Source organism: Pseudomonas sp. MSSRFD41 (assembly GCF_014230245.1).
GTDB lineage: Bacteria > Pseudomonadota > Gammaproteobacteria > Pseudomonadales > Pseudomonadaceae > Aquipseudomonas > Aquipseudomonas piscis.
This window is the reverse complement of record NZ_JACKZK010000003.1, coordinates 136,252-151,076: the sequence shown is the minus strand read 5'-3', so window position 1 is coordinate 151,076 and position 14,825 is coordinate 136,252. Positions and strand designations below refer to the sequence as shown.

Below are 14,825 nucleotides of genomic sequence, written 5' to 3'. Positions count from 1 at the left end.
TTGAGGATGAGTAAGGAATTTCCCAGCAAGATACGGGCCTCCTCGACCTCGCCATCGTCCCGGCCTGGTTACCGGATATTGCCAGGCGGTCGCCGGCTCACCCATTGCGTGAGCTGTTCATGGGCCTGGGCCAGTTGCAACACGGCCAGGTCGGCGTGGGGCGGACCGATGATCTGCATGCCCATGGGCAGGCCCGCCGGGTTGAAGCCCACCGGGATACTGATGCAGGGCAAGCCGGCCAGGGTCGGGCCGATCACCACTTCCATCCAGCGGTGATAGGTGTCCATTGCCTGCCCGGCGACCTGGCGTGGCCAGGCCTGGCGTGCATCGAAAGGAAACACCTGGGCGGTGGGCAGCAGCAGGAAATCGTAACGCTCGAACAAGCGCAACAGCGCCCGGTACCAATCGCTGCGACTCTGGCAGGCGCGATACACATCGGCCGCACCGAGGCTGGCCCCGCCCTCCACCTCCCAGCGGGCCTCGGGCTTGAGCCAGCGGCGCTTGTCCGGATCGTTGTACAGCGGCCCCAGAGTGCCCTGGACCAGCCAGTGCCGGTGCACCAGCCAGCAATCCCACAACTGGGCCAGGGAGAACTCCGGCTGGCAGTTGTCCACTTCGCAACCCAGGTCGAGAAAATCCCCCAGGGCCTTCTCGCACAGCGCCAGCACTCCCTGCTCCATGGCCAGGTAACCGTTGTAGTCCCCCAGCCAGCCCAGGCGCAGCCCGCGCACATCCCGCTGCAGGGACGCACCCAGCGCGGCCGGGTCATCCTTCAACGACAGGGGCGCGCGGGGATCGTAGCCGGCCTGGGTCGCCAGCAGCCGTGCGACGTCGGCCACGGTGCGGCCCATGGGGCCCTCGGTAGCCAGTTGCTGGACGAACAGCTCCGGCGCCGGGCCATGGGGCACCCGACCCAGGGAGGGGCGCATGCCGAACACGTTGTTGAACGCCGCCGGGTTGCGCAGCGAGCCCATCATGTCGCTGCCATCGGCCACTGGCAGCATGCGCAGCGCCAAGGCTACCGCCGCCCCGCCGCTACTGCCGCCGGCGCTCAGGCGGCTATCGTAAGCATTGCCGGTAGTGCCGAACAGCTGGTTGTAGGTATGCGAGCCCAGGCCGAACTCCGGGACATTGCTCTTGCCCACGATCAGCGCCCCACTGGCGCGTACCCGGGCCACACTGATGGCATCCTCGCCGGGCACCTGGGTGGCGAACAGCGGCGAGCCCAGGCTGGTGGTCAGCCCGGCGGTGGCTGCCAGGTCCTTGACCGCCTGGGGCATGCCATGCATCCAGCCCAGGGATTGACCCCGGGCCAGTTGCCGGTCGCGCTGCTCGGCTTCGTCCAGGAGGATTTCGGGCTCACGCAGAGAAACCAGGGCATTGGCCTGTGGATTCACACGCTCGATCTGCGTCAGGTAGGCCTGCATCACCTCCCGACAGGACAGCTCGCGACCGTGAATCGCCGCGGACAACGCCAGGGCATCGAGTTCGACGATCGAGTCGCCAGCCACGGACTCGTGAAGCTGGGTCAAGAGGCACCTCCCAGGGGCAAGGTAGTGGGTTTGTTCTGCCTGAGCGGATCGTGCAGGCAGTAGATGGCCAGCAAGCTCAGCATCGACGTCAGCAATACATAGAACGCAGGCGCCACCGGCGTGGCCATGGTCTTGCTCAGCCAGGTCACCACCAGCGGCGCGAATCCACCGAACAGCATCACGGCTACGTTATACGCCACCGACACGCCAGTGGAACGCACCTCGATGGGAAACTGCTCGGCCAGGGCGGTGGGCGCAGGGCCGAAGCAACCGCCGATGGCGCTGCACAGCAGCAACTGCATCACCAGCAGGCGCTCGATGGACGGCGCGGCCACAACCCAGGCATACAAGGGATAGACCATGACGAAGAACGCCAGGGTGAAGGCCATCAGCACCGGTCGCCGGCCATGACGGTCGGATAATGCCCCGGCCAGCGGGATGACCAGGGTCATCAGCGCTACCGCAAGCATCTGTACCAGCAGCACCTGGTCCAGGGGCAAGCCAAGATTGTTATGGGCGAAGGTCGGCATGTTCACCAGCAGTACATAGAACGATACGGTACCGCCGCACCCCAGCCCCATGGCCACCAGGATGCCCCGGCGATGGGTACGGATGATCTCCAGCAGCGCCGGGCCATTGCCCCGCACCTGCTTGCGGGCCTCGACGAAGACCTCCGGTTCGTCCATGTACTTGCGAATCCACAAACCCAGCGGACCGATCAACAGGCCGAACACGAAGGGCAGGCGCCATCCCCACTGCTCCAGGGCCTGGGGCGAGAAAAAATGCGTCACCGCCGCCGCCATCGCCGCTCCACTGAACACCGCCAGGCACTGCCCCACCAGTTGCCAGGAACCGTACAGGCCCTTGCGGTGGGGCGGCGCACTCTCCACCAGGTAGGCCGTGGCGCTGGCATATTCACCACCGGTGGCGAACCCCTGGAGCATGCGCGCCACCACCACCAGCAACGGCGCGCCAAGCCCGATGGCGGCGTAGCTGGGGGTGAAGACGATGATCGCGATGGCCAGGGTCATCAGCTGAATGATCAGCAGCATGGCCGCCTTGCGCCCCTTGCGATCGGCATAGATCCCCAGCAGCACACCGCCCACCGGACGCATGAAGAAGCCCACGCCGAAGGTGGCCAGCGCCATCAGCAGCGAGGTGTATTCATCGCTGCCGGGGAAGAACTGGTGGGCGATGAAGCTGGCGAGAAAGCCGTAGACGATGAAGTCGTACCACTCCAGGGCATTGCCGATGACGGCGGCAACCACTTGCCGGGTCTTGGAAGCAGCGGGGGTCGAGAGACTCATGGGAAGCTCCACACGGACTTTTGAGCCTTCTTGCGGGCTCGTTGAAGTGCCGGGCGCACGCAAGGGCACCCGGGGGAACCGGCAAATACCTGGCAGACGACGCTCAGAGCGGCTTGAGCCAACTCTCCGCCAGGGCTCCCCAGTAGGCGGCGCCGGTGAGCAGGATGTCGTCGTTGAAGTCGTAGGCCGGGTTATGCACCATCGGTTGTCCCATGCCATTGCCGATGAACAGGTAGCTGCCCGGGCAACGCTGGAGCATCCAGCCGAAGTCCTCGCTGCCCATCAGCTTCGGCGTATCGCCATCCACCGCGTCCTCGCCCAGCAGTTCCACGGCTACCTGCCGGGCGAACTCGGTCTCGGCCGGACTGTTGACCAGCACCGGATAGGCTGGGCGATGGAGGATGCTGGCGGTGCAGCCATAGCTTGCGGCCTGGGTCTGGATGATCGCCCTGACCCGCTCCAGCATCTGTTCGCGCACCGGTGCATCGAGGGCCCGCAGGCTCAGGCGCAGCAGGGCCTGCTGGGGAATCACGTTGGCGGCCTCGCCAGCCTGCAGGGCGCCGACGGTGACCACCGCCGCCCGTTGCGCATCGATGTTTCGCGCCACCACTGTCTGCAACGCCATGACCATGCTGGCCGCCGCCACCAGCGGATCCACCGCCAGGTGCGGCATGGAACCATGGCCACCCACACCTTCGACCACTACCTCGAGCAGGTCCTGGGACGCCATCATCGCTCCCTGGCGAAACCCCAGGTGCCCCGCCGGCAAGCCCGGCATGTTGTGCAGGCCGAACAGCGCATCGCAGGGGAAACGCTCCAGCAAGCCATCGGCGAGCATGGCCTCGGCACCGCCCTGGCCCTCCTCCGCCGGCTGGAAGATCAGGTTCAGGGTGCCGTCGAACTGCCGGGTGGCCGCCAGGTAGCGGGCAGCGCCGAGCAGAATGGTGGTGTGGCCGTCATGCCCGCAGGCGTGCATGCAGCCGTGGTGGCGGCTGCTGTGGGCCGCGTCGCTGGCCTCGACGATAGGCAGGGCGTCCATGTCAGCCCGCAGGCCCAAGGTGCGCGAGCTGCTGCCGTTGCGCAGGACGCCCACCACACCGGTGCAGCCGATGCCCTGGTGCACCTCGTAGCCCCAGTCTTGCAGGCAGCGAGCCACCAGTGCCGCCGTGCGGTTTTCCTGGAACCCCAGCTCGGGGTGGGCATGGATGTCGTGGCGGATGGCACGCAAGTCGCCGGCGATGTCGTTGAGCCAGGCAAGAATGTGCTGGTGTCGGGTCATGGCGTCTGTCCTCTAGCCGGGAGGGTTCCCGTTCTTGTTGTACGCAGCTCGGTGGTAGCTAACCGCGAAGCCGGCGCCAGGGACAATCGAATGTGGTTCCACAGGATGGAACCACAGGCGGTTCAGGGGTCGAGGCGGCAGCCCTGCCGATCCCCCTGCCAGGTAGCGCTGTGGGTCCGCCCCAGGGCGCTGGCGGTGATCCGCCGTGATGCCGGCTCATCGACCAGGTTGCTGATGGGCAGGTACTGGCGCACGTAGCCGCGGCAGTAATCAGCCGGATGCTCCATCACATAGCGGCAGGAGCAATATTCCTTGGCGGTATAGGCGCCGAGGATATCCGGGAATGCCTGGAGCGCCTCCCGTTGCTGCCAGGCCCAGCCCGATAGCGCCAGCGACCCGGCCAGCAGCAGGCAGAGCAGCGGGTGGCGCAGGACGAAGGCCCGGCGGATCATGGCTGCTCCGGGGTAGGAAATGCCGCCAGCACCCGCTTGAGCAATTCGTTGTGCTGGTAGCTGCCGTCGCGATCGTCGCCATAGCGCACGATCACCAGGCGCTGCTGCGGCACTATGTACAGCGCCTGGCCCCAATGGCCCAGGGCGGCGTAGGTATCCGCCGGCGCATCCGGCCAGGGCCGGGGGGCGCCGTCCACGGCACGATTGAGCCACCAGTGCCCACCCGCCACGGCAACGTCCTGGCCCGCCCGGTAACCGGCGAACGGCGTGCGGCAGAACTCGACCCAGGCCCTGGGCAGCAACTGCTGGTCGTGCCAGCGTCCCTCGCGCTGCATCAACAGGCCGACGCGGGCCAGGTCCCGGGCACTCATATAAAGGTAGGAAGACGCCACGAAGGTGCCAGCCGCATCCCGCTCCCATACGGCCTGGCGGATCCCCAGGGGCTCGAATAGGGCGCGCCAGGGATAGTCCGGGTATTGCTGCGCCCCCAGCATGCCGCGCAGGCTGGCCGCCAACAGGTTGCTGTCGCCGCTGGAATAGCGAAAGGCCCGGCCCGGTGGGCTGGCCGCCTGGTGCTGTGCGGCGAAGGCCGCCATGTCGCGGTGGCCCCGGGTGTAGAGCATGGCCACCACCGATGAATTGAGCGGCGCGTACTCGTAGTCTTCCTGCCAGTCCAGGCCCGAGGCCCAGTGCAAAAGGTCGGCCACGGTGATGCCGGGGTGGGGCTTGAGCGCCGGATAGAAATTCGCCGCCGGGTCTTGCAGGCCGAAGCGCCCCTGGCCGAACGCGACGCCCATGAGCACCGCCAGCAGGCTCTTGCTGGCGGACCAGATCAGGTGGGGAGTCTGTGGCCCGGTCTCGCCGGCATAGCGTTCGTAGACCAGGCGGCCATCACGCACCACCAGCAGGGCATCGGTGCGTACCCCCTGGCGCGACTCGTCGTCACGCGGGGCGAAGGCATAGGCCTCCAGGGCCTGCAGCGCCGGCCCTGGGGGCAAGGGTTCGCGCGGCCATTGCTCGGCCGGCCAGTCCTCGGCCCGGGCCGGCAGGCCGAGCACGACAAGCAGCGCCAGCAGGATCGAGCCCTTGGCCATGGACGACACTCGAGAAAAACCGATGGCCGAGCCTAATCGAGGTTGATGACAGTTTTGCTGCAAGCGCCGAAGGTCAGCGCCCAGCCGGTTGCTGCAAGGCCGCCAGGGCCTTGGCCAGGCGCTGGGCCCGGGCGCCGGCGGCCAGCTCGAGCAGGGCCTGGTCGCGGCTCCACTGTTCGCGCCAGAACTCGGGCCCCTGGGCGAATGCCATGGCGATCTCCGGCTTCAGGGCTTCGAACTGCACGAACAACCCACCCAACAGGACGTGCCCGCCGGCCAGGGCCGGGTTCTGCCGGCTGGCTTCGGCACAACCGGCCAGCAACGCCAGCAATTGCAGGAGCAACGGCTGCGGCCAGCCGCTGTCCTGGCCGACACCATGGAGCCAGGCCGCCATGGCGCTGAGGACATAGATGTCTTCCAGGGTGCGGAAGGGTTTGACATAGGCATCCCAGCCATCGCCGGCCAGCAGTTCACAGGCGGCATTGTCCAGGAGCAGGCAACCGTGGCTGATCTCCGGCATCAGGGCGATCGCCGGCAGAGTCTGGACCTTGACCCCGGGCTCGCCCGGATACACCACCGTCAGCCGCAGCGCCGCCCGCTCCCCGGGGGCCTCGCAACGGGCCGCCACCAGCAGCCAGTCGGCGGCATCCCCGGCGGTGACGAAATCCTTGCGCCCATGCAAGCGCAAATCCTGCAGCCGGGTCTGCATGTCCGCCGGGCGCAGGCTGCGACGTTCAGTCGCGCACAAGGCGCCCAGGCTCAGCGGCGCACTGGGCCACAACATGCGCAATGCCGCCTGGTAACCCACCAGGAACGCCAGGCCCGGGGTCGCCATCAGACGCCCGCCAAGCACCGCCAGCTCGAATGGCGTGACAGTGCCCAGGCGGGCCAGCAAAGCGCCGTAACCCTCCGCCAGATCAGGGGTTGCGGGCAGTCGTTCATGGCTCTCGAGCAGGGCTTGCCAGGGCATTTCGAAGGTCCTCAGGGGCTGTCACACAAGCATCACCAAAGTTTCATGGCGATGACACCGCGGCTACATAGCCTGACTTTGCACAACAAAGTCGATTGGCTGCAACCCAAGGCGGGTCGCTGGCCCGCACGGAGATTCACGATGACTCAGATCGCCCGCATCAACGACACCGGTACTGAACGCCGCCTGCAAGCCGAACGCCTGGTCGGCGCCCAGGCCCTGCAGGAAGCCCAAGCCCTGCGGTTCAAGGTCTTCAGCGGCGAGTTCAACGCCAAGCTCAAGGGCGCGGAGCTGGGTCTGGACATGGACGACTACGATGTTCATTGCAGCCATATCGGGGTACGCGACCTGAACAGCGGGTGCCTGGTGGCCACCACTCGCCTGCTGGACCACCAGGCCGCCAGCAGCCTGGGGCGCTTCTACAGTGAAGAGGAATTCAGCCTGCACGGCCTGGTGCAACTCCAGGGCCCGATCCTGGAGATCGGCCGTACCTGCGTCGACCCGGCCTACCGCAACGGCGGCACCATCGCCGTGCTCTGGGGCGAGCTGGCCGAAGTCCTCAACGAGGGTGGCTACAGCTACCTGATGGGTTGCGCCAGCATCCCGATGCAGGACGGTGGAGTGCAGGCCCATGCGATCATGCAGCGCCTGCGCGAGCGCTACCTGAGCACCGAGCACCTGCGGGCCGAGCCCAGGCACCCACTGCCGAACCTGGACCTGCCGTCCAACGTCATCGCCGAGATGCCACCGCTGCTCAAGGCCTACATGCGCCTGGGGGCGAAGATCTGCGGCGAGCCCTGCTGGGACCAGGACTTCCAGGTGGCCGACGTGTTCATCCTGCTCAAGCGCGACGAGTTGTGCCCACGCTACGCCCGCCACTTCAAGGCGGCCGTGTGATGCGCCGGCCAAGGGTCTACGGGCGTATCGCCCGGGTGCTGCTGGTGGTGGCGCTGGGCCTGGGCATGGCCAGTATCTTCGGCGTGCTGGAACGCCTGGGGATCAGCAACTCCATGGTCCGCCGCCAGCGCTGGTCGCGATTCTTCATGGCTCGCCTGGGCAACGCCCTGCCCTTTCGCGTCACGGTGCACGGTCAACTCCCACGCCAGCCCATGCTCTGGGTCAGCAACCATGTGTCCTGGACCGACATCCCATTGCTGGGCATGCTCACTCCGCTGTCGTTCCTGTCCAAGGCCGAGGTGCGCACCTGGCCGGTGGCCGGATGGTTGGCCGCCAAGGCCGGCAGCCTGTTCATCCGCCGCGGCGCCGGCGACAGCCAGCTGATCCGCAAGCAGATGACCCGGCACCTGCAGGAACAGCATCCGCTGCTGCTGTTCCCCGAAGGCACCACCACCGATGGCCGTGCCCTGCGGACCTTCCATGGACGCTTGCTGGCCAGCGCCATCGAGGCCGAGGTCTGCCTGCAACCCGTGGCGATCCGCTACCTGCGCGACGGCCAGGTCGACGACCTGGCGCCCTTCATCGGCGACGACGACCTGCTGTCTCACCTGTTGCGCCTGTTCGCCAACGACCAGGGCCAGGTGGAGATCCACCTGCTCAAGCCGATCCCCTGCCAGGGCCAGGAACGCGCGGCACTGGCCTTCCAGGCCCAGCAGGCGGTCCAGAAAGCCTTGTTCGGCGATCCCTTGCCGCCGGCCGAACCACGCCGCGCTGGCGAACTGGTCGCTGCCTGAGTGGAATCAGCGCCCCGGCGACGGGGCGGTGTACTGCTCGGCGAATGCCTGCAGTTGCGGGTAGAACTCGCGAAAATCCTCGCTCAAGGGCTGGTACAGCCGTTCCAGCTCGCCCATGGCCGCGGTCAACTCCTCGGGTCGCGACAAGCGGCGGGCAATCCCCCGCAGGATCTGCTCCAGCACCTGGAAATCCCGATAGGAGCCCAGCCAGTCATCGGCCGCCATATAGGGTGCGATCTGCGCCAGGCGCCCCGGCAGTCGTGGCTCGGCGGCCAGCGCCCGGTACACGTCGGCGGTGAACGCCTGCAAGGGGCGGTCGGCGTATTGTGCCCAGTCACGGGCCAGGCAGTGGTCGAAGAACACATCGATGACGATGCCGGCGTAGCGCCTGCGGGTCTGGGCGAAACGCGCCAGCGCCGCCGTCACCACAGGGTGGCTGTCGGTATAGGTGTCGATGCGCCGATGCAGCTGGATCGCCGCCTCGACCTCGGGAGCGAACTGCCCTTGCAGGCGACCTTTGACGAAGTCGCCGTAGAGGCTGCCCAGTAATTGACCCGGGCGCTGGCCGCCGAGGTGCAGATGTGCGAGATAATTCATCCGCGCAGCTTAGCACCGCGCACCTCATATCGTTATAACCCGATATACCGATAAAGACTGAACTAAGATCGAAATCATATTGGTATATCGCGAAATAACGATTTAAATTTCGCCTCATCGCGATACAACGTTTCATGGAAAAGCGAGCAACGCCATGTCCATCGACCTCGACGAAATAATAAAAGCCCTGGCGCATCCGGTTCGCAGGGAAATCCTGCACTGGCTGAAAGATCCGACAGTCGAATTCCCCGACCAGGCCCACAGCAACGAGCACGGTGTGTGCGCCGGGCAGATCGACCAACGCTGCGGCCTGTCGCAGTCGACCGTCTCGGCCCACCTGGCGACCCTGCAGCGTGCCGGCCTGGTCAGCAGCCGCAAAGTCGGCCAATGGCATTTTTTCAAACGCAACGAAGAAACCATCCAGCAGTTCCTCACGCAAATGAGCCAACAGCTCTGACCTGACAAGGACCCGATAATGCCCCTATCGCTTCTCATCCTGGCCTTGAGTGCCTTCGCCATCGGCACCACCGAGTTCGTCATCATGGGCCTGCTGCCCGATGTCGCGGCGGACCTCGGGGTGTCGATTCCTGGCGCCGGCTGGCTGGTGACCGGCTACGCCCTGGGCGTGGCCATCGGCGCGCCGTTCATGGCCCTGGCTACTGCCCGGCTGCCACGCAAGGCCGCCCTGGTGACGCTGATGGGGATCTTCATTATCGGCAACCTGCTGTGTGCACTGGCCAGTGACTACACCGTGCTGATGTTCGCACGGGTAATCACGGCGCTGTGCCACGGTGCCTTCTTCGGTATCGGTTCTGTGGTGGCCGCCGGCCTGGTGCCGGCCAACAAGCGTGCCTCGGCCGTGGCCCTGATGTTCACCGGCCTGACGCTGGCCAACGTGCTCGGCGTTCCCCTGGGAACCGCGCTGGGCCAGGAAGCCGGCTGGCGCTCGACCTTCTGGGCGGTGACCGTGATCGGCGTGGTGGCGCTGTTCGGCCTGCTGCGGTTCCTGCCGGCCAAGCGCGATGAGGAAAAGCTCGACATGCGTGCGGAGCTGGCAGCCCTCAAGGGTGCCGGGATCTGGTTGTCCCTGGGCATGACCGCATTGTTCGCGGCGTCGATGTTCACCCTGTTCACCTATGTCGCGCCGCTGCTGGGCGATGTGACCGGGGTGTCGCCCAAGGGCGTGACCTGGACCCTGCTGCTGATCGGCCTGGGCCTGACCCTGGGCAACATCATCGGCGGCAAGATGGCCGACAAGCGCCTGGGGGCCACCCTGGTGGGTGTGTTCGCCGCCATGGCCGTGGTCTCCACGGTACTGACCTGGACCAGCGTGGCGCTGATCCCCACGGAGATCACCCTGTTCCTCTGGGCCACCGCCTCCTTCGCCGCGGTCCCGGCCCTGCAGGTCAACGTGGTGACCTTCGGCAAGGCCGTACCCAACCTGGTTTCGACCCTGAACATCGGCGCCTTCAACATCGGCAACGCCCTGGGCGCCTGGGTCGGCGGCAGCGTCATCGCCCACGGCTTCGGCCTCACCAGCGTGCCGCTGGCAGCCGCGGCGCTGGCGATCCTGGCCCTGCTGGTAACGCTGATCACTTTCCGCCAGGGCGGCAACGCCGAACTGGCTCCGGCAACCCACTGATAGCTTCCCTACCCTTTAGAAGAAGGCTGTATCCCATGACGACTCTCTTTGATCCGATCAAGCTCGGCGACCTCGAACTGTCCAACCGCATCATCATGGCGCCGCTGACCCGCTGCCGCGCCGACGCTGGCCGGGTGCCCAACGCCCTGATGGCCGAGTACTACGTGCAGCGGGCCTCGGCCGGGCTGATCCTCAGCGAAGCCACCTCGGTGACGCCGATGGGCGTGGGCTACCCGGATACCCCCGGCATCTGGTCCAACGACCAGGTCCGTGGCTGGGCCAACGTGACCAAGGCGGTGCACGGCGCCGGCGGCAAGATCTTCATGCAGCTGTGGCACGTGGGGCGGATTTCCCATCCTTCCTACCTGGACGGCGAAACCCCGGTAGGCCCCAGCGCCATCCAGCCCAAGGGCCACGTCAGCCTGGTGCGCCCGCTGGCCGACTTCCCTACTCCGCGAGCCCTGGAAACCGCCGAGATCGCCGATGTGATCGAGGCCTACCGAGTCGGTGCGGAAAATGCCAAGGCCGCCGGTTTCGACGGTGTGGAAGTCCACGCAGCCAACGGTTACCTACTGGACCAGTTCCTGCAGAGCACCACCAACCAGCGTACCGACCAATATGGCGGCTCCCTGGAGAACCGTGCTCGCCTGCTGCTGGAAGTGACCGACGCGATGATCGAGATCTGGGGCGCCGGCCGCGTCGGCGTACATTTGTCGCCACGGGCCGACCTGCACGACATGGGGGATGCCGACCTGGCGCAGACCTTCCTGTATGTCGCCCGTGAACTGGGCAAGCGCGGCATCGCCTTCATCTGTGCCCGCGAGAAGGAAGGCACCGACAGCCTGGGCCCACGGCTCAAGGAAGCCTTCGGCGGCCTGTACATCGCCAACGAGCGCTTCACCAAGGACAGCGCCAATGCCTGGCTGGCCGAAGGCAAGGCCGACGCGGTGGCCTTCGGCGTCCCCTTCATCGCCAACCCGGACCTGCCGGCCCGCCTGAAAGCCGATGCGCCACTGAACGAACCGCATCCTGAGACCTTCTATGCCAAGGGCCCGGTCGGCTACATCGACTACCCGATGCTGTAAGCATTGCCCATGAAAAAGCCCCGGTTCACCAGAGCCGGGGCTTTTTATTGCCTGCCTGTATGCCGTGAGAATCAGCGTTTGCGCTGGGCCCAAGCCACGGCAAGGCCACTGAGGCAGATCACCGCGATGCCTACCAGACCGTAGCTGTCCGGGGTATGGCCGAAGATCAGGTAGCCGTACATTCCGGCGAACAAGATCTGCCCGTAACTGAAGGGCGCCAGCATCGCCGGAGCGGCATGGCGGAACGCCTGGGTCAGCAGCAGGTGGCCGAACATGCCACAGGCGCCCAGGCCGATCATGAACAGACCATGGACCAGGCTCGGAGTGCTCCAGAAGAACGGCAACAACGCGCTCATGATCAGGCTGTTGATAATGCCGATGAGGAAGTTGCTGGTGGTCGGGCTATCGATGCCGCTGAGTTTGCGGGTCAGCAATTGATAGAAGCCGAAGCACAGCGCCGATCCCAGGGGAAAGAGGATCGCCGGGGTGAACAGCGAACCACCGGGGCGCACCACGATCAGCACGCCAACGAAGCCGATCAGCACCGCCAGCCACTGGGCGCGGCTGACCCGCTCGCCCAGGAACGGCACGGACAAGGCGGTGACCAGCAATGGCGCGAGGAAGTTGACCGCGGTGGCTTCAGCCAGGGGGATATAGCGCAGGCCGGTGGTGAACAGCAGGCTGGTGCCGATCATGCACAGGGCCCGCAGCAATTGCAGGCCGGGACGCTTGGTCCGCACCACGGCGGAAAAACCACTGCGCGGCACGAACACCACCAGCATCAACAGGGTATGGACCACATAGCGGGCCCAGACCACCATCACGATCGGATAGAAGGCCGAAAGGTACTTGGACAGTGTGTCGTGGCTGGCGAAGAGCAAGACCGCCAGGCACATCAGGACGATACCCTTCAGGGGATGATCCGCGCCTTTGAATGGTGAAGGGCTCACACTCATTCACATCCCCGCAACAAATTGCCTACAAAATACATAGCTCGCTATCTATCAAGACAGGACCGGCCCGGTATATAAATGCCCCCCGTTTGACCCTGTGGTCCGGGGAGGCATGGCTTCATTGCGCAGATCTTGACATAACCAGATTCAATTACGCATTTTGTCTTAATGACGAAGGTTAGGGCTCAGGCGCAACATATCGAGTCCGATATCGACCCAACGCTCCGCCTCGGTATGCAGGACAAAGCTGTCCGGAGCCAACAACCACTGGTAGAGAAGACCGTCGACGAAGGCTCGCATGCTGATGGCTGCCCGCCTTGTATCGAGATCCGCGGGCAATTGCCCACGATTCACCGCGTTGCTCAACGTCTGCTCGATATGCAGGTTGCACTCCAGGCTGGCCGCGCGGCGCTGACGACGCAGGTCGCACATTTCATCGGTGAACTCGCACTTATGAAACAGAATTTCATTGATGCGTCGGGTTTTCGGGTCCAGGGCAACTTGGTGAAACAGATGAATGAGCAATTTGCGCATCCAACCCAGAGGGTCCACTTCATCCACATCCTCGCTGGCGGCCGCCATCTCGCCCAAGGGTTCGTGCAGGCTGTCGAGCATGGCCTGGACCAGGTCGGCCTTGTTGCTGAAATGCCAGTAGATCGCGCCACGCGTGACTCCCGCCAACGTCGCGATATCGGCCAGGGTGGTCCGCGCCACGCCTCGCTCGTAAAAGGCCTTCTCGGCCGCCTCGAGTATCTGGGCGCGGGTTTCTTGAGCTTCCTCTTTGGTACGACGGACCATGGCAGTACAACCTCGATCAGGATCTTTCAGCGATGCGCAAAGACCTTCTGAATAAATATGGAACGACATCTCGAGTGCCGTTTACCCAACCTACAATTCAACACTTGCGGGAGCTTTTGTAACCGGATGGGTACGCCACCAGGGTATTTACAAACAGACATGTACGTAAGTATATTCCTTAGCAAGCTACTTATCCACTCAGCCAACTCTTTTTACCTTTCCACTTTTCTTGTGCGCATCTCGCGTGCCTGACCCGAGGATCTTCATGCAACTCAAGCCAGCTGTTACCGCTCTGGTCACTGCCGTCGCCCTGGCATCGCTGCTCAGCGGATGTAAAAAGGAAGAGGCGGCCCCCGCCCCTCAAGCACCTCAGGTCGGCGTCGTCACCCTGCAACCACAAGCCTTTACCCTGACCTCCGAACTCCCGGGCCGGACCACTGCGTTCCGTATCGCCGAAGTTCGTCCACAGGTAAACGGAATCATCCTCAAACGCCTGTTCAAGGAAGGCGGTGATGTGAAGGAAGGCCAGCAGCTCTATCAGATCGACCCATCGATCTATGAGGCAACGCTGAAGAGCGCTGAAGCGAACCTGCAATCGACCCGTTCGATTTCCGATCGCTACAAACAACTGGTCAACGAGCAGGCCGTGAGCCGCCAGGAATACGATACGGCCGTGGCCAACCGCCTGCAGTCCGAGGCCGCGCTGCAAAATGCCCAGATCAACCTGCGCTACACCAAGGTGCTGTCACCGCTGACCGGTCGCATCGGCCGCTCTTCGGTCACTGAAGGCGCTCTGGTGAGCAATGGCCAGTCGACGGCCATGGCGGTGATCCAGCAGTTGGATCCGATCTACGTCGACGTCACCCAGTCCTCGGTGGAACTGCTGGAGCTGCGTCGCGAGCTGGAAAGCGGCCGCCTGCAGAAAGTTGGCGACAACGCCGCCAAGGTCAAGCTGACCCTGGAAGACGGCAGCCAGTACAAGCTCGACGGCAAGCTGGAATTCTCCGAAGTCTCGGTGGACGAGACCACCGGCTCGGTGACCCTGCGTGCGGTGTTCCCGAACCCTGAGCACACCCTGCTGCCCGGCATGTTCGTGCATGCCCAGCTGCAAGCCGGGGTCAACAGCGCGGCGATCCTGGCGCCACAGCAAGGCGTGACCCGTGACCTCAAGGGCACTCCGACCGCCCTGGTGGTAGGTGCCGACAACAAGGTCGAGCTGCGCCAGCTCAAGGCCAGCCGCACCGTCGGCAGCCAGTGGCTGGTGGAAGACGGCCTGAAGGCCGGCGATCGCCTGATCACCGAAGGCCTGCAGTTCGTCAAGCCCGGCATCGAGGTCAAGGCCACCGAAGCCACCAACGTATCTGCGAAGAACCCGGCCCCTGCCCAGGCAACAGGCAAGACTGCAGGCGGCAAAGGGGAGTAAAC

15 protein-coding genes are annotated in these 14,825 nt (G+C 65.0%); 6 read left to right on the top strand and 9 right to left on the bottom strand.

Annotated elements, in window-relative coordinates; all coding sequences use genetic code 11:
• Positions 1–68: 68 nt before the first annotated feature.
• The 6 genes from H7A76_RS07550 to H7A76_RS07525 form a co-directional block, all read right to left on the bottom strand.
• Positions 69–1,532, bottom strand: a complete 1,464-nt coding sequence (locus tag H7A76_RS07550) for an amidase (RefSeq protein ID WP_221775151.1) — start codon at positions 1,530–1,532, stop codon at positions 69–71.
• On the bottom strand, positions 1,529–2,839 hold the full coding sequence (locus H7A76_RS07545) for an MFS transporter (RefSeq protein WP_185697923.1): 1,311 nt from the start codon (positions 2,837–2,839) through the stop codon (positions 1,529–1,531). The genes H7A76_RS07550 and H7A76_RS07545 overlap by 4 nt, the downstream gene beginning before the upstream one ends.
• A gap of 103 nt (positions 2,840–2,942) precedes the next feature.
• Positions 2,943–4,118, bottom strand: coding sequence for a M20 aminoacylase family protein (locus tag H7A76_RS07540; protein ID WP_185697922.1), 1,176 nt, complete (start codon positions 4,116–4,118; stop codon positions 2,943–2,945).
• 122 nt (positions 4,119–4,240) lie between these two features.
• A complete protein-coding gene (locus H7A76_RS07535) occupies positions 4,241–4,570 on the bottom strand; it encodes an amidase (protein WP_185697921.1) in 330 nt (109 codons plus the stop codon).
• The gene (locus H7A76_RS07530; RefSeq protein ID WP_185697920.1) at positions 4,567–5,664 is read right to left on the bottom strand and encodes a serine hydrolase domain-containing protein; all 1,098 of its coding nucleotides are present in this window, start codon (positions 5,662–5,664) and stop codon (positions 4,567–4,569) included. The genes H7A76_RS07535 and H7A76_RS07530 overlap by 4 nt, the downstream gene beginning before the upstream one ends.
• A 73-nt stretch (positions 5,665–5,737) precedes the next feature.
• A complete protein-coding gene (locus H7A76_RS07525) occupies positions 5,738–6,634 on the bottom strand; it encodes an acyl-CoA dehydrogenase (RefSeq protein ID WP_022642776.1) in 897 nt (298 codons plus the stop codon).
• 141 nt (positions 6,635–6,775) lie between these two features.
• Here H7A76_RS07525 and olsB point away from each other — a divergent pair, with 141 nt between their 5' ends.
• Complete coding sequence (olsB, locus tag H7A76_RS07520; protein ID WP_185697919.1) at positions 6,776–7,531, top strand: L-ornithine N(alpha)-acyltransferase; 756 nt, start codon at positions 6,776–6,778, stop codon at positions 7,529–7,531.
• On the top strand, positions 7,531–8,325 hold the full coding sequence (locus H7A76_RS07515; protein ID WP_185697918.1) for a lysophospholipid acyltransferase family protein: 795 nt from the start codon (positions 7,531–7,533) through the stop codon (positions 8,323–8,325). The genes olsB and H7A76_RS07515 overlap by 1 nt, the downstream gene beginning before the upstream one ends.
• 6 nt (positions 8,326–8,331) lie before the next feature.
• Here the strand turns inward: H7A76_RS07515 and H7A76_RS07510 are convergent, their stop codons facing one another.
• Positions 8,332–8,922: an ACP phosphodiesterase gene (locus H7A76_RS07510; RefSeq protein ID WP_185697917.1), complete on the bottom strand. Its 591-nt coding sequence runs from the start codon at positions 8,920–8,922 to the stop codon at positions 8,332–8,334.
• 154 nt (positions 8,923–9,076) lie between these two features.
• On the opposite strand from H7A76_RS07510, the gene H7A76_RS07505 reads away from it, so the two are divergent.
• The 3 genes from H7A76_RS07505 to H7A76_RS07495 are packed head-to-tail and all read left to right on the top strand — an operon-like array spanning position 9,077 to position 11,649.
• Positions 9,077–9,379, top strand: a complete 303-nt coding sequence (locus tag H7A76_RS07505; protein WP_185697916.1) for an ArsR/SmtB family transcription factor — start codon at positions 9,077–9,079, stop codon at positions 9,377–9,379.
• A gap of 18 nt (positions 9,380–9,397) precedes the next feature.
• Positions 9,398–10,564 (top strand): MFS transporter, encoded by a 1,167-nt coding sequence (locus H7A76_RS07500; RefSeq protein ID WP_185697915.1) that lies wholly within the window; start codon positions 9,398–9,400, stop codon positions 10,562–10,564.
• 35 nt (positions 10,565–10,599) lie between these two features.
• Positions 10,600–11,649, top strand: coding sequence for an alkene reductase (locus H7A76_RS07495; protein WP_053135457.1), 1,050 nt, complete (start codon positions 10,600–10,602; stop codon positions 11,647–11,649).
• 71 nt (positions 11,650–11,720) lie between these two features.
• Here the strand turns inward: H7A76_RS07495 and H7A76_RS07490 are convergent, their stop codons facing one another.
• Both H7A76_RS07490 and emhR read right to left on the bottom strand, forming a co-directional pair.
• Positions 11,721–12,605, bottom strand: coding sequence for a DMT family transporter (locus H7A76_RS07490; RefSeq protein ID WP_185697914.1), 885 nt, complete (start codon positions 12,603–12,605; stop codon positions 11,721–11,723).
• A 162-nt stretch (positions 12,606–12,767) separates the two neighbouring features.
• Positions 12,768–13,400, bottom strand: coding sequence for an efflux system transcriptional repressor EmhR (gene emhR, locus H7A76_RS07485; RefSeq protein WP_185698146.1), 633 nt, complete (start codon positions 13,398–13,400; stop codon positions 12,768–12,770).
• Between the two features lie 265 nt (positions 13,401–13,665).
• On the opposite strand from emhR, the gene emhA reads away from it, so the two are divergent.
• The gene (emhA, locus tag H7A76_RS07480; protein ID WP_185697913.1) at positions 13,666–14,823 is read left to right on the top strand and encodes an efflux RND transporter periplasmic adaptor subunit EmhA; all 1,158 of its coding nucleotides are present in this window, start codon (positions 13,666–13,668) and stop codon (positions 14,821–14,823) included.
• Positions 14,824–14,825: the final 2 nt, after the last annotated feature.